Origin of the sequence: Aeromonas sp. BIGb0445 (genome assembly GCF_024809075.1) — a bacterium.
In the GTDB taxonomy this organism is placed as follows: domain Bacteria; phylum Pseudomonadota; class Gammaproteobacteria; order Enterobacterales; family Aeromonadaceae; genus Aeromonas; species Aeromonas rivuli.
The window spans coordinates 68,246-89,779 of the sequence record NZ_JANUES010000008.1; the positions used below are offsets into that span (position 1 = coordinate 68,246).

Annotated in this window: 22 protein-coding genes; 15 read left to right on the forward strand and 7 right to left on the reverse strand. The window is 60.6% G+C overall.

All coding sequences use genetic code 11. The features are described from left to right. Positions 1-27 precede the first annotated feature (27 nt). From M2367_RS15200 to M2367_RS15220, 5 genes are all read left to right on the forward strand, one after another. Positions 28-1,524: a CoA-acylating methylmalonate-semialdehyde dehydrogenase gene (locus tag M2367_RS15200; RefSeq protein WP_259237170.1), complete on the forward strand. Its 1,497-nt coding sequence runs from the start codon at positions 28-30 to the stop codon at positions 1,522-1,524. 54 nt (positions 1,525-1,578) lie between these two features. After that, the gene (locus M2367_RS15205; protein ID WP_042039899.1) at positions 1,579-2,298 is read left to right on the forward strand and encodes a glutamine amidotransferase-related protein; all 720 of its coding nucleotides are present in this window, start codon (positions 1,579-1,581) and stop codon (positions 2,296-2,298) included. Between the two features lie 42 nt (positions 2,299-2,340). Beyond that, positions 2,341-3,456, forward strand: coding sequence for an alanine dehydrogenase (gene ald / locus M2367_RS15210; RefSeq protein WP_259237171.1), 1,116 nt, complete (start codon positions 2,341-2,343; stop codon positions 3,454-3,456). Between the two features lie 109 nt (positions 3,457-3,565). Continuing rightward, the gene (locus M2367_RS15215; RefSeq protein ID WP_042039902.1) at positions 3,566-4,405 is read left to right on the forward strand and encodes a PfkB family carbohydrate kinase; all 840 of its coding nucleotides are present in this window, start codon (positions 3,566-3,568) and stop codon (positions 4,403-4,405) included. Between the two features lie 202 nt (positions 4,406-4,607). Further along, complete coding sequence (locus M2367_RS15220) at positions 4,608-5,060, forward strand: Rrf2 family transcriptional regulator (RefSeq protein ID WP_259237172.1); 453 nt, start codon at positions 4,608-4,610, stop codon at positions 5,058-5,060. 64 nt (positions 5,061-5,124) lie between these two features. Here the strand turns inward: M2367_RS15220 and M2367_RS15225 are convergent, their stop codons facing one another. Then, positions 5,125-5,637 (reverse strand): ferredoxin-type protein NapF, encoded by a 513-nt coding sequence (locus M2367_RS15225; RefSeq protein ID WP_259237173.1) that lies wholly within the window; start codon positions 5,635-5,637, stop codon positions 5,125-5,127. Between the two features lie 135 nt (positions 5,638-5,772). Here M2367_RS15225 and M2367_RS15230 point away from each other — a divergent pair, with 135 nt between their 5' ends. Together M2367_RS15230 and rmuC are read left to right on the forward strand one after the other, a co-directional pair. Beyond that, positions 5,773-5,988, forward strand: a complete 216-nt coding sequence (locus M2367_RS15230) for a hypothetical protein (RefSeq protein ID WP_042039905.1) — start codon at positions 5,773-5,775, stop codon at positions 5,986-5,988. Next, positions 5,985-7,325: a DNA recombination protein RmuC gene (gene rmuC, locus M2367_RS15235; RefSeq protein WP_259237174.1), complete on the forward strand. Its 1,341-nt coding sequence runs from the start codon at positions 5,985-5,987 to the stop codon at positions 7,323-7,325. Before M2367_RS15230 ends, rmuC begins: the two co-directional genes overlap by 4 nt. A gap of 62 nt (positions 7,326-7,387) precedes the next feature. On the opposite strand, the gene M2367_RS15240 is transcribed toward rmuC, so the two are convergent. The 5 genes from M2367_RS15240 to def all read right to left on the reverse strand — a co-directional run bounded on the left by M2367_RS15240 (position 7,388) and on the right by def (position 13,190). Continuing rightward, positions 7,388-8,830, reverse strand: a complete 1,443-nt coding sequence (locus M2367_RS15240; RefSeq protein WP_224431739.1) for a TrkH family potassium uptake protein — start codon at positions 8,828-8,830, stop codon at positions 7,388-7,390. A gap of 93 nt (positions 8,831-8,923) precedes the next feature. Continuing rightward, a complete protein-coding gene (trkA, locus tag M2367_RS15245) occupies positions 8,924-10,300 on the reverse strand; it encodes a Trk system potassium transporter TrkA (RefSeq protein WP_042039907.1) in 1,377 nt (458 codons plus the stop codon). A 64-nt stretch (positions 10,301-10,364) separates the two neighbouring features. Further along, the gene (rsmB, locus tag M2367_RS15250; protein WP_042039908.1) at positions 10,365-11,660 is read right to left on the reverse strand and encodes a 16S rRNA (cytosine(967)-C(5))-methyltransferase RsmB; all 1,296 of its coding nucleotides are present in this window, start codon (positions 11,658-11,660) and stop codon (positions 10,365-10,367) included. 60 nt (positions 11,661-11,720) lie between these two features. Continuing rightward, positions 11,721-12,665, reverse strand: a complete 945-nt coding sequence (gene fmt / locus M2367_RS15255; RefSeq protein WP_259237175.1) for a methionyl-tRNA formyltransferase — start codon at positions 12,663-12,665, stop codon at positions 11,721-11,723. A 12-nt stretch (positions 12,666-12,677) separates the two neighbouring features. Further along, positions 12,678-13,190 carry a peptide deformylase gene (gene def / locus M2367_RS15260; protein WP_005893461.1) on the reverse strand — a complete coding sequence of 171 codons (513 nt, stop codon included), beginning with the start codon at positions 13,188-13,190 and terminating at the stop codon, positions 12,678-12,680. Between the two features lie 108 nt (positions 13,191-13,298). On the opposite strand from def, the gene M2367_RS15265 reads away from it, so the two are divergent. The 8 genes from M2367_RS15265 (at position 13,299) to aroE (ending at position 19,748) form a co-directional block, all read left to right on the forward strand. Next, on the forward strand, positions 13,299-14,387 hold the full coding sequence (locus tag M2367_RS15265) for a LysM peptidoglycan-binding domain-containing protein (protein WP_259237176.1): 1,089 nt from the start codon (positions 13,299-13,301) through the stop codon (positions 14,385-14,387). Between the two features lie 11 nt (positions 14,388-14,398). Next, the gene (dprA, locus tag M2367_RS15270) at positions 14,399-15,565 is read left to right on the forward strand and encodes a DNA-processing protein DprA (RefSeq protein ID WP_259237177.1); all 1,167 of its coding nucleotides are present in this window, start codon (positions 14,399-14,401) and stop codon (positions 15,563-15,565) included. After that, positions 15,558-16,031, forward strand: coding sequence for a DUF494 family protein (locus M2367_RS15275; RefSeq protein ID WP_042039912.1), 474 nt, complete (start codon positions 15,558-15,560; stop codon positions 16,029-16,031). Before dprA ends, M2367_RS15275 begins: the two co-directional genes overlap by 8 nt. A gap of 54 nt (positions 16,032-16,085) precedes the next feature. Next, a complete protein-coding gene (locus tag M2367_RS15280) occupies positions 16,086-16,643 on the forward strand; it encodes a topoisomerase DNA-binding C4 zinc finger domain-containing protein (RefSeq protein WP_224431744.1) in 558 nt (185 codons plus the stop codon). 73 nt (positions 16,644-16,716) lie between these two features. Continuing rightward, on the forward strand, positions 16,717-17,223 hold the full coding sequence (purE, locus tag M2367_RS15285; protein WP_042039915.1) for a 5-(carboxyamino)imidazole ribonucleotide mutase: 507 nt from the start codon (positions 16,717-16,719) through the stop codon (positions 17,221-17,223). A 19-nt stretch (positions 17,224-17,242) separates the two neighbouring features. Then, positions 17,243-17,833, forward strand: a complete 591-nt coding sequence (locus M2367_RS15290) for an L-threonylcarbamoyladenylate synthase (protein WP_259237197.1) — start codon at positions 17,243-17,245, stop codon at positions 17,831-17,833. Between the two features lie 81 nt (positions 17,834-17,914). Further along, positions 17,915-18,823 carry an oxygen-dependent coproporphyrinogen oxidase gene (hemF, locus tag M2367_RS15295; protein ID WP_259237178.1) on the forward strand — a complete coding sequence of 303 codons (909 nt, stop codon included), beginning with the start codon at positions 17,915-17,917 and terminating at the stop codon, positions 18,821-18,823. Between the two features lie 103 nt (positions 18,824-18,926). Beyond that, positions 18,927-19,748, forward strand: coding sequence for a shikimate dehydrogenase (aroE, locus tag M2367_RS15300; RefSeq protein WP_259237179.1), 822 nt, complete (start codon positions 18,927-18,929; stop codon positions 19,746-19,748). 1,046 nt (positions 19,749-20,794) lie between these two features. Here aroE and yihA read toward each other — a convergent pair. Then, positions 20,795-21,445 carry a ribosome biogenesis GTP-binding protein YihA/YsxC gene (yihA, locus tag M2367_RS15305; protein ID WP_224431748.1) on the reverse strand — a complete coding sequence of 217 codons (651 nt, stop codon included), beginning with the start codon at positions 21,443-21,445 and terminating at the stop codon, positions 20,795-20,797. Positions 21,446-21,534: the final 89 nt, after the last annotated feature.

The following is a 21,534-nucleotide window of genomic DNA, read 5'->3' on the forward strand; positions in this document are numbered from 1 at the left end:
AGAGTCATTACCCATCACGGAGGATGCATGGAATACAGGGTCACCAACTTCATCAACGGCGAGCTCAGCGCCAGCCACAGCGAACGCTTCGCCCCTATCTTCAATCCGGCCACCGGCCAGCAGCAGGGCCAGGTCGCGCTCAGCAGCGCCGCCGAGTGTGGTGAGGCCATCGCCATTGCCGAGACCGCCTTCGTCGGTTGGTCCCAGACCCCGCCACTGGTGCGTGCCCGGGTGCTGTTTCGCTTCAAGGAGTTGATGGAGTTGCACAGGGACGAGCTGGCCGCACTCATCAGCCGCGAGCACGGCAAGGTCTTCTCCGATGCCCAGGGGGAGCTGACCCGGGGGCTGGAGGTGGTGGAGTTCGCCTGCGGCATCCCCCATCTGCTCAAGGGGGAGCACTCCCTCAATGTGGGGCGCGGGGTGGACAGCTATTCCATGATGCAGCCGGTCGGGGTCTGCGCCGGCATCACGCCGTTCAACTTCCCGGCCATGGTGCCGCTGTGGATGTTCCCGGTGGCCCTGGCCTGCGGCAACAGCTTCATCCTCAAGCCGTCCGAAAAGGATCCTTCGCTGGCCCTGCGCATGGCCGAGCTGCTCAAGCAGGCCGGTCTGCCAGACGGGGTGCTCAACGTGGTCAATGGCGACAAGGAGGTGGTCGATGTGCTGCTGACCGACCCGCGGGTGGCCGCCGTCTCCTTCGTCGGCTCCACCCCCATCGCCGAATACATCTATGCCACCGCCTCGGCCCATGGCAAGCGGGTACAGGCCCTGGGCGGCGCCAAGAACCACATGGTGGTGATGCCGGATGCGGATCTCGAACAGGCGATCTCCGCCCTGATGGGCGCCGCCTATGGCGCGGCCGGTGAGCGCTGCATGGCGATCTCGGTGGCGGTGGTGGTGGGAGAGGAGACCGCCGATGCCCTGGTGGCCAAGCTGGCGCCCCTCGTCGAGGCACTGCGGGTGGGTCCCGGTGTGGGTATGACCCCGGAGAATGAGATGGGGCCGCTCATCAGCCGCGAGCATCTGGCCAAGGTGCGCGGTTACGTGGATCAGGGGGTGGCCGAGGGGGCCCTGCTGCGGGTCGATGGTCGTGGGGTGAGTCATGGCCAGGGCTACTTTATCGGTGGCAGCCTGTTCGATCGGGTCGGCCCCGAGATGCGCATCTACCGGGAGGAGATCTTCGGCCCGGTGCTCGCCATAGTGCGGGCCCCGGACTATGAAACGGCACTCAAGCTCATCAATGAGCATGAGTACGGCAACGGCACCGCCATCTTTACCTGCGATGGCGATACGGCGCGGGACTTCACCACCCGGGTTCAGGTCGGTATGGTAGGGGTGAACGTCCCCATCCCCGTGCCCATGGCGTTCCACAGCTTCGGTGGCTGGAAGCGATCCATCTTCGGGCCGCTCAATATGCATGGGCCGGATGGGGTGCGGTTCTACACCAAGATGAAGACGGTGACCGCCCGTTGGCCCCAGAGCCTGCGGACCGGTGCCGAGTTCGCCATGCCGACCATGAAGTAGGGCCCTGGGCCGCTTTGGGTCGGCCCGCCCTATGGACGTATAAAGGAGTAAAGGATGCGACTGGGAATTCTCGATTGTGATCGGCTGGATCCGGAGTTCGAAGCCCGTTTTGGCCGGGTCTATTCCGGGATGTTTATCGAGGGATTCAGGGCCTTGGCACCGGATCTGGAATTTCGGGTCTGGTCGGCCCTGGATGGCGACTTGCCGGCGGATCTGGATGAGTGCGATGCCTGGCTCATCACGGGATCGCGCCATGACGCCCATGGGGATGCCCCCTGGGTGGAAGCATTGCGGGAGTGGGTGCGCCGGGCGGATGAGGCCCGGGCCAAGCTGGCCGGGGTCTGCTTCGGCCACCAGGTGATCGCCCAGGCGCTGGGCGGCGAAGTGGTCAAGTCCGACAAAGGCTGGGGACTGGGGGTCGCCACCAATGCCATGCTGGCGAGCGAGCCCTGGATGCAGCCCGCCCTCGATCAGATCCGCATCCTGGCGAGTCATCAGGATCAGGTGGCGCTGCTCCCCCCCGGTGGACGCCGGCTGGCAGGCAATGGTTTTTGCCCGAACTTCATGTTCGGTCAGGGGGAGCACATCGTCGCCATCCAGGGTCACCCGGAGTTCCCGGTTGACTATGACAGGGCACTGATCGAGAAACGGCAGTCGCATCTGGCCCCTGAGCGTTATCAGGCCTGCCTCGACTCGCTGGAGCAGGAGGTGGATTCCACCATCATGATGGGTTGGTTGTTGCGATTTTTAGGGATACTGCCGGGTCGGCCCTAAGCGGCCCCGGCGGGATACAGGGATGAACGCAGGAGCATTGAGATGATCATTGGTGTACCCAAGGAAATCAAAAACCACGAGTACCGGATTGGCATGACCCCCTCGGGGGTGCAGGAGCTGACGGCTCGAGGTCATACCGTACTGGTGCAGGTGCGGGGCGGTGAGGCCATCGGTCTGTCCGACGAAGAGTACCGCGCTGCCGGGGCCGAACTGGTCGCCAGCGCCGCCGAGATCTTCGCCCGGGCCGAGATGGTCGTGAAGGTGAAGGAGCCGCAGCCCGAGGAGTGCGAGCTGCTGCGCCCGGGGCAATTGCTGTTCACCTATCTGCATCTGGCGCCGGATCCGGTACAGACCCAGTTATTGGTCCACTCGGGGGCGGTCGCCATCGCCTACGAGACGGTCACCGACGATCGCGGCGGCTTGCCACTGCTGGCACCCATGTCCGAGGTGGCGGGGCGCATGGCGGTGCAGGCCGGTGCTCACAGTCTGGAGAAGGCCCAGGGCGGCAATGGCACCCTGCTCGGCGGCGTCCCCGCGGTGGCCCCTGCCAAGGTGGTGGTGCTGGGCGGTGGCGTGGTCGGCGTCAACTCGGCGCGCATGGCGCTGGGTCTGGGGGCGGATGTCACCATCCTGGACAGATCCCTGCCGAGACTGCGGGAGCTCGATGGCCTCTATGGCCCGGCCCTCAAGACCCTCTATTCGACCAAGGCCAATATCGAGGCCTGCATCGCCCAGGCGGATCTGGTGATCGGCGCCGTGCTGATCCCGGGGGCGGCAGCGCCCAAGCTGCTGACCCGCCCCATGCTGGGGTTGATGCGCAAGGGCTCGGTGCTGGTGGACGTGGCCATCGATCAGGGAGGCTGCTTTGAGACCTCCAGGCCAACCACCCATGAAGACCCCACCTATGTGGTCGATGGCATCATCCACTACTGCGTGGCCAACATGCCGGGCGGGGTGGCGCGCACCTCCACCTTCGCCCTCACCAATGCCACGCTGCCGTTCGTGCTGGCTCTGGCAGACAAGGGTTACCAGCAGGCCCTCAGGGAGGACAGGCATCTGCTGGCCGGACTCAATGTCTATAAGGGCAAGGTGACCCAGCAGGCGGTGGCCGAGGCCCTCGGTTACGACTACGTCAGCGCGGCCACTGTGCTGGGGTGATTGGGTGTAGTGAACCTGGGCGACAGGCTTCACATTCTCAGGGTATCAGGGAGGGCCGTCATGGCCCTTTCTCTTTATAATGGGCCCTCGCCCTGCCTGAGGATCCGTCATGTCCCGCATTCTGCTACTCGCCAATCTCAACTGTGACCATGTGTTATCCCTCTCCGAGCCTCTGGTCGCGGGGGCCCGCTTGCAATATTTGGATCGGGGGCGGCGCCTGGGGGGTGGAGCCGCCAACACCGGCATAGGGCTGGTGTGGGCGGGGCATGAGGTCGCCATCGCCTCGCGGATCGGCCTGGATGACACCGGGGACTGGTTGCTGGCCGAGGCGCGCAGCCATGGCCTGGAGTGCAGCCATGTGGAGCGCTTTGGCGGTGAGACCGGGGAGTTGCTGATCCTGGTTGACTCCACTGGCGAGCGCACCATCTTGCGCCAGCCCCGGCGTCCCGATCTGCCCGGTAACTTGCCGAGCCAGGGGGTGGATTGCCTCTATGTCAACTATCCGGGAGGGGCGGTGGCGGACTATATGCGCCAGATGCAGGACGGCTGTCTGGTGGTGGCGCAATATCCCAAGGGCGGCAAGCACTTGAGGCCCTGTCACCTGCTGGTGGCCTCGCGCTCGGATCTGGGGGAGATCGCTGACCCCTGGGCTCATGCCCGGGCGCTGGCCGGTGAGCAGTTGCAATGGCTGGTGCTGACCGAGGGCAAGGCCGGGGCCGTCGCCATCCATGGGGAGGAGCGGATCAGGGTAGCGGCGCGGCCCGTCTCTGTGGTGGACACCACGGGCGCCGGGGATGCCTTCGCCGCCGGGCTCATTCATGGGTTGGCGCGGGGCATGGCCATTGAGGCGGCATTGCAGTGCGCCGTGGACTGGGGCGCCTTTGCCGTTGCCAGTCAGAGCTCCATTCCCTCTGCGGCGCTCAAGTCCTGGCTGGAACAGGGGCACTGAGGCGTCATCCTCGTCCTCTCGCCCCCTTGGCATAACTGCCCGTTCGCGCTCAAACCGGCTAGAAGCGTGCAACAAGGCGGCAAGTTTGCGTTCAATCAAAGAAAGTGTCGATTTATGTGCATCTTTATCGACACTCGCTACCGCTGCTCTTAACCTTGGCTCTTCTTGTCCGAATCCGGCTGTAGTGAGAGGCAGTACCACCATGCAACTGACACGTTTTACCGACTATGCCCTGCGCGCCTTGACCTTTCTGGCGCTCCAGCCGACGGACCGGCTCTCGACCATCACTGAAGTGGCCGACACCTTTGCCATCTCCCGCAACCACGTGGTCAAGATAGTGCACCAGCTTGGCATCAAGGGTTACATCGAGACGGTGCGTGGCAAGCATGGGGGCATCCGTCTCGGCCGCTCCGCCGTCTCCATCAACCTGCGTGATGTGGTGATGGACATGGAGAACATCCTCTGTCCCGCCTATTGCAAGACGGATAACTGCCGCTTGGCGGGTGGCTGCCGTATTCAGGGCATATTGCGCAAGGCGATGAACGCCTTCCTCGAGGTGCTGGGGGAGTACACCCTCGCCGATGTGGTGAACGATCCGACCCGGCTCTGCCACCTGCTCGGCATGGAGCAGGAGCAGCACCTGGTCGTGAATTGAACTCCGTTATCCAGCATAAAGAGGGGGCCTGCGGGCCCCTTCTGCTATCCGCTGCCAGCGGGCGTCAGGGCTGGCGTACCAGGCTGATGGCACCATAGAGGCAGGCGAGGCCACAGGCGCCGCAGCCATCGCAGGCTGCCATGTTGACCGTGACCCCGTCCGGGCTGGCCTTGATGGCCTGCTGGGGACAGGCATCCTCACACAGCAAGCAGTAGAACCCCTGCCTGGCCTGACAGTTGGTTTCTATCCTGACCCGGGTCTGCACCTGGCGGCCGTAACGCAGATCGAGGGCGCCGCTCGGGCAGGCTCTGGCGCAACTGCCGCAATAGCTGCACTGGCCACAGTCGAGATCCAGCACCGGGGTACCGGCGATGGGGCTGTTTTGGTACTCGGGGCCAGCGGCAGGCTTGATGAGGCCGTTTGGACAGGCCTGGAAGCAGTTGCCGCAGCGTTGGCAGAGGGTGAGGAATTGGGATTCCTCGATGGCCCAGGGCGGGCGCGCCTCGCGGCAACTGATGGTGCCCGGGCGACGTCTGGCCCAGAGCCGCGTCAATCGTCGACAGAGGAAATGCGCCATGCTCTGCTCCTGATACCCATTAGGGGGTAATTCTATGGGGTTTGTGCCATGCAAGCCAGCGGAACCGTCACGGCGGGATCGCAAGGCCAGCCCCCCTTGTGTAAGCTAGGCGAGTCTTTTTTGCTGGGTGACTCTATGTGGTTATTTCTGTGGCGGGCTTCCCTGCTCTATGTCTTCCCCCTGCTGATGTGGGGCTACTGCCGGTTCAAGGGGATCGGCTTCGATGAGCTGGACAGCGGCGTCAACAATCACAAATGGGTGGTGTTGGCCTCCTATCTGCTCTATGTGGTGCTCTGGATCCTGATCAACCGCTATCTCTTGCTGTTCCTGCGGCAGCGGAGCCGGCGATGATGGAGCCGCTGCCGTGGCTCTGGCTGAGTGGCGGGGCCTTGCTGGCGCTCGGGCTCGGTTGGTTGTGGGGGCGTCAGGGTGCCCAGGCCCTGAGCCAGGCGCTGGCGTTGAGCCAGGAGCGAGCCAGTGCCTGGCAGGTGCGACTGGCCGAGCTGCACGATGAGCAGTTGCAGGGGCAGGACAAGCTCGAGCAACAGCAGAATGTCATCATCAAGCTCACCGCCCGTCTCAAGGACGCCGAGGCGACCCTGCGCAGCGAGCGGCTCGCCAGTGCCGAGAAGCTGGCGCTGCAACAGCAGGCGGAGGCGCGGCTCGGCCAGCAATTCGAGAACCTCGCCAACCGTATCTTCGAGCAGAACTCGGGCAACTTCCGTGAACTCAACCAGCACAGCCTGGATAACCTGCTGGTGCCGCTCAAGGAGCAGCTGGAGGGCTTTCGCCGCCAGGTGGGTGAGACCCATGCCCAGGAGACGGCCCAGCGTCACAGCCTCAAGTTTGAACTGGAGCGTCTGGCCGAACTCAACGCCCGGATGACGGAGGAGGCTGCGGCCCTGACCCGCGCCCTCAAAGGCGACAGCAAGCAGCAGGGCAACTGGGGCGAGGTGGTGCTGGCGCGCATTCTTCATGAGTGCGGCCTGCGCGAGGGGCACGAATACGACACCCAGGTGAGCCTTGAGACCGACAAGGGCAAGCGTTATCAGCCCGATGTCATCGTTCACCTGCCCCAGGAAAAAGACATCATCATCGATGCCAAGGTGTCGCTGACCGCCTACGAGCGCTGGTACAACGGCGCGGATGATCTGACCCGGGCCGTGGCCCTGAAAGAGCATGTCGCCTCGGTGCGCAATCATATCCGCGAGCTGGGCCGCAAGGATTACCAGCAGTTGCCCGGGGTGCGCACCCTGGACTATGTGCTGATGTTCGTGGCGGTGGAGCCTGCCTTCCTGGCGGCGCTGGAGGCGGATCCCTCCCTGGTGCGCTATGGCCTGGACCACAACATACTGCTGGTCAGCCCCACCAACCTGATGGTGGCGCTGCGCACCATAGAGAACCTGTGGCGCTACGAGCGTCAGAACCAGAATTCCCGCCAGATAGCCGAGCGGGCCGGCCGCCTCTACGAGAAGCTGCGACTGTTCGTGGAGGAGATGCAGCAGCTTGGCGGCAGCCTGAACAAGGCGCAGGAGAGTTATGACAAGGCCATGGGCCGACTCGTCAGCGGTCGCGGCAACCTGATCGCCCAGGCCGAGCGATTCCGCGAGCTGGGGGTGGAGGTGACCAAGACCCTGCCAGAGCCGCTGGTCAATCGCGCCCTGGAGCGGGAAGAGTCAGGGGACTAGCACTGCGTTGTGACATGAGAAAGGGCAGCCATTGGCTGCCCTTTTTGCTGTCCGGCGGCGGCTTATTGCTTCCAGAAGGAGGGGAAGAAGATGACGGCTACCGTCAATATCTCGAGTCGCCCCAGCAGCATGCCGAACGACAGTATCCACTTGGCCGAATCTGGCAGGCTGGCGAAGTTGGTGCTGGGGCCGATGACGGGCCCCATGCCGGGGCCCACGTTGGCTACCGCCGTGATGGAGCCGGACAGGGCGGTGAGGGGATCCAGCCCGATCAGTGCCAGCAGGGCGGCGATCAAGATGATGATGGCGAAGTAGGCGAGCACGAAGGCGATCAGGGAGCGCACTATCGCCTCGTTGACCGGGCGGCCATTGTACTTCTGGGGGAAGACCCCCGAGGGGTGCATCAGCTGGCGCATCTGCTTCCTGAACAGGGAGAAGGCCACTTGCACCCGGAATATCTTGAGGCCGCCTGCGGTAGAGCCCGAGCAGGCCCCCAGTCCCAGCAGGAAGAGGAAGAGGATGCTGGTGAGCGGCCCCCAGGTGCCGAAATCCCCCAGACCATAACCTGTGGTGGTCAGCACGGAGACGATATTGAAGGCGCTGATCCGCAGTGCATCCATGAAGTCGAAGGTGCCGCGGTGCCAGAGGTAGAAGGTCATGATGAGCGTGACCCAGACCACGAGCCAGAAGAAGCCGCGCACCTGGGCATCGCGGATCAGACTGGTGTCGCGCCGGGTCAGGCTCTGGACATAGAGCAGGAAGGGCAAGCCCCCCAGGAACATGAACAGGGTACCAATCCAGTGTGCCGCGTGAGAGAAGTGGGACATGGATTGATCCGAGGTGGAGTAGCCCCCGGTGCTGAGGGTGGTCATGGCATGGTTGATGGCCTCGAAGCTGTTCATGCCGCTCGCCCAGTAGGCGAGGAAGCAGAGCATGGAGAGCACCAGATAGACCTGCACTATGTTGTTGGCCACCGTCTTGGCGCGGGGGGCGCTCTTGTCTGACCAATCCGAGCTCTCGGTCTGGAACAACTTCATGCCGCCCACGTTGAGGTAGGGCAGCACGGCCACCGCCATCACGATGAAGCCGACCCCTCCCAGCCACTGCAAGATGGAGCGCCACAACAAGATGCTGTGGGCCATGCCATCGAGCCCGGACAGCACGGTGGATCCCGTGGTGGTGACCCCGGACATGGTCTCGAAGTAGGCGTCGGCGAAGCCGATGTGGGTGATGAACACGAAGGGCAGGGCGCCAAACAGGCAGGCTACCGCCCACACCGAGGTGGTGAGCAGGAACATCTCGCGCACGCCAAGGTGAAACTCGGCCTTGCGGCCATAGTGCAGGCACCAGAAGGCGGCGAGGTGGGTGATCACCACGGATTGCAGAAATTCGACGAATCCCTCGGAGCCGGTAAGCAGCGCGAGCAGGGTGGGCAGCCACATGAACAGGGCAAGTTTGGAAAGCACCAGACCCAGGGTGAAGACGATGGGACGCAGCTTGATCATGATGAATCGCCTGGTCGTTGATGAGCGAAACACCGGCCACCGCGAGGAGCGGTGAACCGGGTCTTGTCTGCTTGAGGAGTGGGCATGGTCAGGTCACAGGAAGAAGGGGCTTGGCTGGAACAATCGCTCCACTTCCGGTATGTACTTCTTGTCGACCAGGAACATCACCACATGGTCATCTTGCTGGATCTTGGTGCGATCGTGAGCGATCAACACCTCATCACCGCGGACGACCGCGCCTATGGTGGTGCCGGGCGGCAGTTTCAGTTCACCCACAGAGCGACCGACCACCTTGGAGGTGTTTTCATCGCCGTGGGCAATGGCTTCGATGGCCTCGGCCGCGCCACGGCGCAGGCTGTAGACGTTGGCGATATCGGCCCGGCGCACATGGGTCAGCAGCGCCGAGATGGTGGCTTGCTGGGGCGAGATGGCGATGTCGATGGAGCCGCCTTGCACCAAGTCCACGTAGGCACTGCGTTGTATGAGTACCATCGTCTTCTTGGCCCCCATCTTCTTGGCGAGCAGGGCCGACATGATGTTGGCCTCATCTTCGTTGGTGACCGCGATGAAGACGTCGATCTGATCGATGTGCTCCTCGGCGAGCAGCTCCTGATCCGCGGCATCGCCACAGAAGACGATGGTGTTTTCCAGCAGTTCTGAGAGTTGCTCGGCCCGCTTCTGGTTACGCTCGATCAACTTGACGCTGTAGCGCTTCTCCAGCTGGCGGGCGAGACCGGCTCCGATGTTGCCGCCACCGACGATCATGATGCGGCGATAGGGACTCTCGAGGCGCTGCAACTCGGACATCACGGCGCGGATATGACCGGCCGCCGCGACGAAGAACACCTCGTCATCGGCCTCGATGATGGTGGTGCCTTGCGGGCGGATGGAGCGGCCCTGGCGGAAGATGGCCGCCACCCGGGTCTCTATGTTGGGCATGTGCTCACGCAGGGTCGAGAGTGCGTTGCCGACCAGGGGGCCGCCATAGTAGGCCTTGACCGCCACCAGCCCCACCTTGCCACCGGCAAAGTCCACCACCTGCAAGGCACCCGGATATTCAATCAGCCGGCGAACATAGTCGGTCACCAGCTGTTCGGGGGCGATGAGGTGATCCACTGGTATCGCCTCGGGCAGAAAGAGCCGATCCCGCTCAGCCAGATAAGAGGGGGAGCGAATACGCGCCACCTTGTTCGGGGTGTTAAACAGCGAGTAGGCGATCTGGCAGGCGATCATGTTGGTTTCATCACTGTTGGTGACGGCGACCAGCATGTCCGCATCCTGGGCTCCCGCCTCGCGCAGCACTTTGGGGTGGGCGCCGTGGCCATTGACCACCCGCAAGTCGAACTTGTCTTGCAGCTCGCGCAACCGGTCGCTGTCGGTGTCGACCAGGGTGATGTCATTGTTCTCCCCGGCAAGGTTCTCGGCCAGGGTGCCGCCGACCTGGCCGGCTCCCAGTATGATGATTTTCATAGGGAAGCGTTACTCGCATCAAGGGGGTGGAGGGGGCCAGCAGGCTGGCCCATGGCCGCATTCATCAGGCTTCTTTTATCAGCTTGGCGTAGTAGAAACCATCCATGCCCGCCTCGCCCGGCAGGAACTGGCGACCCGGAGAGGCCGGGCTGTCTTGGGCGTGGAGCGGCACCAGACGGGCACTCTTGGTCGCGGCAAGGAAGGTGCGCACCTGATCGCGGTTCTCTTCTGGCAACACCGAGCAGGTGGCGTAGAGCAGGGTGCCGCCCACTTTAAGCCTTGGCCAGAGTGCGGCAAGGATGCGGCCCTGCAACTCGGCCAGCTCGCGAATGTCCTGATCCCGGCGCAGCCACTTGATGTCGGGGTGGCGACGGATGACGCCGGTGGCGGAGCAGGGAGCATCGAGCAGGATGCGGTCGAACTGACCCTCTGGCCACCACTGCTCCGGGGTGCTGGCATCCCCATGGATGAGCCGGGCCTTGAGACCGATGCGATCCAGATTCTCCTGCACCCGTTTGAGGCGGTTATCGTCGGCATCGACGGCGACCACTCCGGCCAAGTCGGGCTGGCGCTCGAGCAGATGTGCCGTCTTGCCGCCCGGGGCGGCGCAGGCATCCAGTATCCACTCGCCCGGTTGCGGGTCGAGCAGCTGGGCGGCGAGCTGGGCGGCGCCATCTTGCACCGAGCAGTCACCCTGTTCGAAACCGGGCAGTTTGGTCACGTCACAGGGACGCTCCAGCAAGATGCAGTCAGCACCCTCTTCACCGGCCAGCGCATTGATGCCCGCCTCGGCCATGCGCGTCAGCATCTGGTCGCGGCTCTGGCGCTGACCGTTGTTGCGGATCCACATGGGCGGGCGCTGGTTGTTGGCCTCCATGATGAATTCCCACTGGTTGGGGTAGGCCTGGCGTAGACGCTTGGTGAGCCACTCGGGGTGGCCGAGGCGTATGCTGGGTACCCTGTCGATACGAGCCAGTATCACCTCGGCGCTGCGTTGGAAGTTGCGCAACACGCCGTTGATCAGGCCTCGCAGCGAGCTGCCCTTGAGCAGCTTGACCGCATTGACGGTCTCGGCCACGGCGGCGTGAGCCGGGATACGGGTGTAGATGAGCTGATAGAGCCCGACCAGGATCAGATAGTGGAAGATGCGGCTCTTGTTCTTGAGAGGCTTGTCCATCATCTCGTTGACGGCGGCATCCAGGCGCGGCATCCAGCGCAGAGTGCCGTAGCAGAGTTCTTGCAGGAGGGCGCGATCGCGGGGGGCGACCTTCTCCTGGGCAGCAGGCAGAACGGCGGAGAGGGACAGCCCCTGATCCAGCACCTGTTGAATGACGAGAGCGGCCTGTGCACGTGTTTTCATAATGTTACCTTAGATGCGCAAGTCGGGGCTTGGGCCCCGCTTGTTTCAATTCCATCCAGCTCAATGCAGTCGGATGCCGGGGGCAAACCAGTCACGGCGCGAGTTGAGCAGATCCGAGACGGACATGGCTTTCTTGCCGGGAGGTTGCAGAGTCAGCAGACGCAGGATGCCATGGCCGGTGGCGATGTCGATCCCCTGCTTGTCGGCCTTGAGCAGGGTGCCGGGACGCTGGTCATGTTCGGCCTCGAGTGCTTCTGCCTGCCAGACCTTGACGGTCTGTTCCGCCACTTCAAACCAGCTGATAGGCCAGGGATTGAAGGCTCGTATGCAGCGCTCAATGGCGACGGCGTCCATGGACCAGTCGATGCGCGCCTCCTCCTTGGAGAGCTTCTGGGCGTAATTGGCCAGGGCATCATCCTGCGGCTCGGCGAGGGCGTTACCGGCGGCTATCCCGTCTAGCGTCTTGACCAATGCCTGGGGGCCCAGCTCGGCCAGCTTGTCATAGAGGCTGGCGGAGGTTTCGTCGGGGGCGATGGGGCAGCTTACCTTGCGTATCATGGCACCGGTGTCCAGACCCACATCCATCTGCATGATGGTCACGCCGGTTTCGGCATCTCCCGCCCAGATGGCGCGCTGGATGGGCGCCGCACCACGCCAGCGTGGCAGGAGGGAGCCGTGGACATTGATGCAACCCAGACGCGGGGTGTCGAGCACCACCTTGGGCAGGATCAGGCCATAGGCGACGACCACCATCAGGTCGGCACCCAGTGCCTTGAGTTCGGCCTGGGCCTCTTCATTGCGCAGGGAGGCAGGTTGGTAGATGGGCAACTGGTGCGCAAGCGCCAGCTCCTTGACCGGGCTGGCCGTCAGCTTCTGGCCACGGCCAGCGGGCTTGTCCGGCTGGGTGTAAACGGCAACGACCTCATGGTCGGAAGACAACAACGCCGCCAGATGACGGGCGGCGAAGTCGGGGGTACCGGCAAAAATCAGTTTCAATTTATTCAAAGGGGCAGGTCCTTAACCGGCTTTACGGTCTTCGCGCGCCATTTTTTCCAGTTTTTGACGGATGCGCTGGCGCTTGAGTGGGGACAAGTAATCCACAAACAGCTTGCCCACCAGATGATCCATCTCATGCTGGATGCAGATAGCCAGCAGATCGTCCGCTTCGAGTTCAAACGGCTTGCCGTTACGGTCCAGGGCGCGGATCTTGATCCACTCGGCGCGCGGCACCAGCGCACGGCTGCCTGGTACAGAGAGGCAACCCTCTTCGATACCTGTGCTGCCTGACTGGGCAATGACTTCCGGGTTGATCAGCACCAGAGGATCTTCTCGATCCTCAGAGACGTCGATAACTATGATGCGCTGATGGATGTCGACCTGAGTTGCGGCCAGGCCTATGCCTTCCTCCGCATACATGGTGTCGAACATATCATCTACAATGTGTTGTAACTCGGGTGTAATGGTCTCGACAGGGGCTGCAACGGTCCGCAGACGTTCATCGGGGAAACGCAATACATCTAGAATGGCCATAGTCTTATCTTTAGTTTCGTATAATTGCAGTCAATATTGACGTAATTCTAGTCATTTACGCCGACAAAAAACAGCAACACTTTGCGCACAGAAATAACAGGGAGTGTTATGTATCTGAAGCAAACGACTTTTGCCTGTCTGCTGGCCCTGATAAGCCAGGGTGCACAGGCCCAGACGCTGTCCCTCAAAAGCGGTTATCCCAGCAACTATGTGGTCCAGAAGGGCGATACCCTGTGGGATATTTCCGGCAAGTATCTCGAGCAGCCTTGGCTTTGGCCCCAGCTCTGGAATATCAATGCGCAGATTGCGAATCCGCACTGGATATACCCGGGGGATGTGCTGCAACTCAGCTGGGTCAATGGCCAGCCGCGCCTCGGCAAGACGGTACAAGGTGGAAAGCGGGTCATCACCCTCTCTCCCAAGAATCACTATGAGAGTAAAGCGAATCCTATCCCGACATTGCCGTTGAGCGAAATTGGTCCCTTCATGCAGACGGATCACATCTTCGCGACGCGCCAGGAGAGCAAGGCCTTGCCCTATATCCTGGGTGAAAATGAAGGCCATGTCGGCATACTGGAGGGAGCAACCCTCTATGTGCAGGGGGATCTGATCCCGGGTCAGGACTATGGCATCTATCGGCCAGGCACCATTTATAAAGATGCGAAGACCCGCGAGCTGCTGGGCCAGGAGGCCATCTTCGTGGGGACGGCTCATGCGCAGGCGCGACTGGCCAAGGATCGCAGCCGTATCCTCCTCACCAGCAATCAGCGCGAAGTCTATCAGGGGGACAAGCTGATGCCCTTGCCGGCTCAAGAGAACCTCTCTGCCTTGTTTACCCCCAAGGCTGCACCGCTCACCAGCCCTGGCTATGTGGTCGAGTTGCCGAGCAAGGCCCGTGGTGGTGGCAAGTTTGACATTGTCCTGATCAACAAGGGGGCTCGCGATCAGATGGCGCCCGGCGATGTGCTGGACGTGCAGCGACCCGGACTCCGCCTGACCGACAAGTATGGCAAGGTCTCCTATCGCGACTTCTCTTCCCTCTATGACAAGGGCTTCCACTCGGCGGGCCGGACTCCTCTGCCTGACGAGTCCATCGCCCGCATCATGCTGTTCAAGGTCTATGACAAGCTGAGTTACGGCATGATATTGCAGAGCCAGGACATGGTGAGTACAGGTTACAAGGTCAGTAATTTCTGAGCTCGGTCATCATGGATGAACTCCGAGCCTGGCTGATACTGGAAAGCGTACCCGGGATAGGGCCGGTCACCGCTTCGCGTCTTTTGGCGGCCCTGGCTGAGCGTGCCGCCGCAGAAAAGCCAGAGGGTGGCATAACTGCGCTGTTTGATTGCGATGATGCCCATCTCCATGGTTTAGGCCTGAAATGGGAGCAGATCAGGGCCCTGCGCCACCCCGGTGCCGGGGTAGATCAGGCTCTTGTCTGGGCTGACCGCCCCGGCAACAGACTTATCTGCCTGGACAGTCCGGCATATCCTCCCTTGCTGCGGGAGATCCCTGCGGCCCCCCTCTTGCTCTACTGTCGCGGCGATATTGACGCCTTGTGCTTACCACAGATTGCCATGGTTGGCAGTCGTCACCCCAGTTATGCGGGCAAGGATAATGCGGCCAGGCTCGCTCAGGCATTGGTGGGATCCGGGCTGGCGATCACCTCGGGGTTGGCCCTTGGCATAGATGGCGTCTGCCATCAGCAAGCACTGGCCGCTGGCGGCATCACCCTTGCCGTGCTTGGCTCCGGGTTGGATCAGGTCTACCCCAAACGCCATCAACTCCTGGCTGAGCAGATCCTGGGCAATGGCGGTCTGATCATCTCCGAATTTGCACCGGACAAGGGGCCATTGGCCGAACATTTCCCCCGTCGTAACCGCATCATCAGCGGCCTCTCCCTCGGTACGCTGGTGGTCGAGGCCGCCGAGCAGAGTGGCTCTCTCATCACGGCCCGTTACGCATTGGAACAGGGGCGCGAGGTGTTTGCCGTGCCCGGTGCCCCGCAAAATGAGCAGGCTTTGGGTTGCAACCGGCTGATCCAGCAGGGGGCCAAACTGGTACTCAATGCCGAGGATGTGCTGGCTGAACTCCACTGGACACAGATTTTCATTCCGTCAGGGGGGGGCGGGGTCACCTCGGATGCCAGTAATGGTGGCAATATCGACGCTAATACCGCTATTAATAGTGCATTGCCTTATGCCGATTTGTTGGATAACGTAGATTATGAGACCACGAGTGTGGATACCGTTGCCGAACGGACCGAGCTTCCTGTCGAGGTGGTACTGGGCAGGTTAGTCGAGCTTGAGCTGGCAGGTGCTGTGATAGCGGTAGCCGGTGGATACGTCAAAGCGAGGAGGGCGAATCATGTTTGATGTATTGATGTACCTTTTCGAGACCTACATCCACAGTGATGCCGATGTAACGGTCGAACAAGATGAACTCACCGACGAGTTGACCCGTGCCGGTTTCGACCAGGACGAGATCAACAAGGCCCTCAACTGGCTGGAACGGCTGGCCAATCTGCATGATAGCGAACGTGAAGTCTATGTGACCGCCAGCGCCCAGGGCTCGATGCGAATCTATGCCCCCGAAGAGTTGGTGCGTCTTGGCACCGAGTGCCGTGGCTTCATGTTGTTCCTGGAGCAGGCTCAGGTACTCAATGCCGAGACCCGCGAGATCTGCATCGAGCGACTGCTCGAACTCGACAAACCCGATATCGAACTCGATGACCTCAAGTGGGTCGTGATGATGGTGCTGTTCAATGTCCCCGGCAGCGAGACCGCTTACCAGCAGATGGAAGAGCTGGTGTTCGACGAGTCGGACGGCATACTGCACTGACAGCCCGGTGCCGTGCTGGTAGAATCCGGATCATCCGAATTCGAGGCGCGGCCCATGTCCAAGATCGACCATCAGCTCTTTTCTGCCCACGAGCATGCGCTTGAGCGTGAGCCTTGCCCCCAGTGCGGCGCTGCATTGGTGATCCGCCAAGGCAAACACGGCCCCTTTCTCGGTTGTGCCAGCTACCCCGCCTGCGACTATATCCGTTCCCTGGCCCCATCCGGTCGCGACATCGAGAAGGTGCTGGAAGGTTCAATCTGTCCCGATTGCGGCCAGCCACTGGCCATCAAGAAGGGGCGTTATGGTCTCTTCGTCGGTTGTACCCAATACCCTGCTTGTCAGCACATGGCCTCACTGCAGGAGAGTGGTGATACCCAGATCCCCTGTCCTGCCTGTGGCAAGGGCCATCTGCTCAGCCGCACCTCCCGTTATGGCAAGCAATTCTACAGCTGCAATGACTATCCCCATTGCAAATATGTGGTCAATGACAAGCCGGTGGCCATACCTTGTTCCGAATGTGGCTGGGCTATCATGGTCGAGAAGCGGGTGCGGGGAATATTAAGATTGATCTGCCCGCAAAAGAAATGCGGTCATCAAAGCGAGCAGGTATAATCGCGCCGCCGTCGAGCGAGCGAAACGTTTGCGGTAACTTCAACCCCCCACTTGGAGTAAGGAAATTCCCACCATGAATAAACCGTTTGTTGCTGTGCTGATGGGTTCTGATTCAGATTTCCCCGTGATGCAGACCACCTTGGAAGTACTCAAGTCCTTCGATATCACAGTGGAAGTGAAAGTCACCTCTGCGCACCGTACCCCGGCTGCGACCCACCAGTACGTCACCGATGCCGAAGCCCGTGGTTGCAAGGTTTTCATCTGTGCCGCTGGTTTGGCTGCGCACCTGGCCGGTGCCGTTGCCGGTATCACCACCCGTCCCGTGATCGGTGTGCCCATAGACGGTGGCCCGCTCAAGGGTCTGGATGCTCTGCTCTCCACCGTGCAGATGCCGGGTGGCGTGCCGGTTGCGACCGTTGCCATCGGCAAGGCTGGTGCCAAGAACGCAGGTTATCTGGCTGCCCAGATGCTGGCCGTGGCCGATGACGCCCTGGCCGTCAAGGTACGTGCCGAGCGTCAGAAAAATGCCGAAGAAGTGATGGCCAAAGATGCCGCCCTTCAGGCTCAGTTGCTGAAATAAGTCCCATGCGGCAGCTCGGCTGCCGCATTTTTTTGATACAGAATCTCCTATGCAGAACGAATTCGAACAAGCCGTCGCCGCCCTTCGTGCTGGCGGCGTCATTGCCTATGCCACCGAGGCTGTATTTGGCCTGGGGTGCGACCCCGATAACCAGGCCGCCGTGCAGCAGTTGCTCGCCATCAAACAGCGGCCGATGGAGAAGGGGCTTATCTTGATTGCCGCCGATCTGGCCCAGCTGGAGACTTATATCGACCTGACCCAGTTGAGCGCCGAGCAGCGCGCCCAGGTACTGGCCAGCTGGCCCGGCCCCTTCACCTGGATCATGCCAGCCAAGGCTCATACCCCTGACTGGCTGACTGGCCGATTCGATACCCTGGCGGTGCGGGTCAGCGCCCACCCCCAGGTTCAGGCCCTGTGTCGTGCCTTCGGCAAGCCGCTGGTATCGACCAGCGCCAATCTGACTGGTGAAGAGCCGGCCCGCAATATTGCCCAGATACCGTCCGGGCTGGCCGAACAACTGGCGCATATACAGGCCGGGGAGGTGGGCGGGTTGTGCAACCCGTCCGAGATCAAGGATGCCCGCACTGGGGCCCTGATCCGTCCCTCCTGACATCCCGTTGTCCCCCGTAGGGGAAATTGCGACAAGACGATAACGAGGCGGGACTCTTTGATCCCGTTGGCTGGAGAAGCAATGAGCAAACCTGATGTGGCCGCAGTCAAAACCTTCCTGCTGGCGCTGCAAGACCGTATCTGCCAAGGGCTGGAGCAGGCCGATGGCCTGGGCCGCTTCGTCGAAGACGCCTGGACGAGAGACGGGGGTGGCGGTGGCCGCACCCGGGTGATGCGATCCGGCAAGGTGATAGAGCAGGGCGGCGTCAACTTCTCCCATGTCTATGGCGATGCCATGCCTGCCTCGGCTACCGCCCATAGGCCCGAACTGGCCGGGCGCCGCTTCGAGGCGATGGGAGTTTCCCTGGTTATCCATCCCCACAACCCCTATGTACCGACCAGCCATGCCAATGTGCGCTTCTTCATCGCCGAGAAGGAGGGTGAAGATCCCATCTGGTGGTTTGGTGGTGGCTTTGACCTGACGCCCTTTTATCCGTTCGAGCAGGACGTGCGACACTGGCACCAGGTGGCTCATGAGTTGTGTCAGCCATTTGGCGATGATATTTACCCTGAGTTCAAGTCTTGGTGCGATCGCTACTTCTATCTCAAGCACAGGGATGAGACTCGCGGCGTTGGCGGCCTCTTCTTTGACGATCTCAACCGTTGGCCGTTCGAGCACTCATTCGCCTTCATGCAGGCAGTGGGTGAGGGTTATCTTGCCGCGTACCTGCCGATCCTGGCTCGCCGCAAAGACACCCCTTATGGTGAGAGGGAGCGCCAGTTCCAGCTCTATCGTCGCGGTCGCTATGTCGAGTTCAATCTGGTCTATGACAGGGGAACCCTGTTTGGCCTGCAAACCGGTGGCCGTACCGAGTCCATACTGATGTCCATGCCGCCCCTGGCTCGCTGGGAGTATGATTGGCAGGCCGAGCCAGGTTCTGCTGAGGCTCTGCTCTACACGGATTACCTCACGCCACGGCAGTGGTTCTAATGGAAAGGGTCGCTGAGGCGGCCCTTTTTCATGGGGATTGAACTTGTCCCATGCGGGGAAAAGCCGTTAAATCGGATCACTCTTTCCTAGATGGACACTCGTGATGGACAGGTATGCGGTATTCGGTCACCCGGTGCGACACAGCAAGTCGCCCTTCATTCACACCCTGTTTGCCAGGCAGACCCAGCAGCAGCTGGAGTATGGACTGGCCGATCCCGAGCCGGACGAGTTTGCCGCTGCGCTGCGCCGCTTCTTTGTCGAAGGAGGCAAGGGTTGCAATATTACCGTGCCTTTCAAGGAGCAGGCGTTCGCCCTGGTCGACAGCCTGAGCCCGCGTGCCAAGCTGGCGGGGGCCATCAACACCATCAAGCTGACCGATGATGGCCTGCTGCTTGGCGACAATACGGATGGGGCCGGTCTGGTGGCTGACCTCAAGGCTCAGGGAATTACCCTGGCCGAGAGTCGCATTCTGCTGCTCGGCGCGGGTGGCGCGGCTCGTGGTGCCATTGCTCCCCTGCTGGCGGAAGGGCCCGGCGCTCTGGTTGTCGCCAACCGTACCCATGACAAGGCGGCTCAGCTGGCCCAGCGTTTCGCCAGCCTGGGGCCTATAGTCGCGGCGCAATATGATGCGCTCACGGGGCCGTTCGACCTGGTGATCAACTCCACCTCAGCCAGTCTGCAAGGGGCTCTGCCAGCGATCTCGCCTACGCTCATCCATGGTGATATTGCCGTGTATGACATGATGTATGGCGCAGATGACACGGCATTCAATGCCTGGGCCAGGGAACAAGGCGCGCGCAAGATCATGGATGGGCTCGGCATGCTGGTGCAACAAGCCGCCGAGGCCTTCACCATTTGGCGGGGCATACGCCCTGGCACAACCCAGGTGCTACGGGAACTGAAACGTAACCTGGAAGGGGGATGACGTAGAGCATTGCCAGACCAGGCGATGGGGCAGGGGACCGCGCAGCGGCCCTCTTTCCCCATGCTACGGATGGGGGCTCGGATCCCTGGCTACATGCATCGCTATCGGTGGGGAAACTAGTCGGTCACCCTCTACGGCGGGATAAGGACTTCCTCAGAGCCTTCTTCAACTCGACACACCATTACAGATAAAGTTCTTAAATATCAACATCTTGATTTGTTTATCGTTCTTTCTGGCTAGACCAGCCAAGTTTTTTTTCAGGAGAGTGGAACTTTGTCATTATCGTGCTGACTAACTAGATAGTTGAGGAAGTGCTAGTTAGTCACCTTTATAACACCCCGGTATTCGTACTGGGGTTTTTTTTATCCACTTGAAAATTATAAAGAAAAGTCACATTGAACTTCAGTGAAATTTTGTTACATAAATTACTTTCACTTTTTTGCCGCTTTGATGTACAGTTATTGACGTAGGGTACAGAGGTAAGATGTTCTATCTTTCAGACCTTTTATTTCACGTAATTGAATGTGGCTGAATAGCTGCCCCGATGAGTTCTCGTCGGGGTGTTTTTTTATGCACCCGATTTAGAGTAAAGACTTTAAAAATGGCGACTCTTTGATAAAATAGAGCGGTTTCTTGGGTAAACCCAGTTGTCATTTGTTCTCAAGACCCATTTCTTCCCAATTTTGCATTGCTTCTTCAGGCCGGTCTCCTACTCAGGGTACTGGCCTCATTTTTGTGTCTGTCTCGCGCCTGCCGCGGTCTCTTTTGGTAATTTAATTACAGTTTTCTGTATGGAACTGTTTTTTATTGCCCTTCATCAGTGAAGATCTGAAAACGTTATCAAGTTGCCTGATTGTTTATTCTTAAAGAGAATTAAATGTTTTATCTATTTAAAACAATTGGTTGTATTTTGTGGCTCGAATGGAGATTATCGAGCAGGTGAGCAGGTGAGCAGGTGAGCAGGTGAGCAGGTGAGCAGGTGAGCAGGTGGGGGAAAGGGTTTCAATTAGCGGAGCCCAGCTCCGCTAATTGAAAAATGGCGGGGTTTAATCGGCGTCATGCTCGACGTCGAAGTTCCCTTCAGCGGTTTCACCCGCGAGGTACCAGCCAGTCAGGGTCTGCGCCAGCTTCTCCAGCCCGATCTGATTGAGGGAGGAGAATGCCTCGACCTGGATCTGGGGACCCAGATTGGCAACCGCCTGACGCACCTTGATCACCTGGGTGTTACGCGGGCCTGGGCTCAGCTTGTCCGCCTTGGTCAGCAGCAGCATGACAGGCAGTTCGCGGTGAGAGCTCCACTCCAGCATGTTCATGTCGGTTTCCTTGAGTGGATGGCGAATATCCATCAGGATCACCAGACCTTTCAAAGACTCACGACGCTGCAAATATTCGGCCAGCGACTTTTGCCACTTTAGCTTCATTTCCAGCGGAACCTGGGCATAACCATAACCCGGCAAGTCGACCAGACGTTTGCCTGGTTCCAGTTCAAACAGGTTGATCAACTGGGTCCGGCCGGGGGTTTTACTGGTCCGGGCCAGGTTCTTGTGCTTGGTTAAGGTGTTCAATGCTGATGACTTACCTGCGTTGGAACGCCCGGCAAACGCAATCTCGACACCCCCATCATTTGGTAGGTGACGGATGTCGGGTGCGCTGGTCACAAAATGCACCTTATTGAAATTCAGAGTTTGTGTATCCAACGTAAATTCCCCATGGAGAGAGAGGGTTATAGAGTTACTTTTTTGTGAAATCGTGTAAAATGGCGTCGCTTAAACGCGTTTATTTTAAC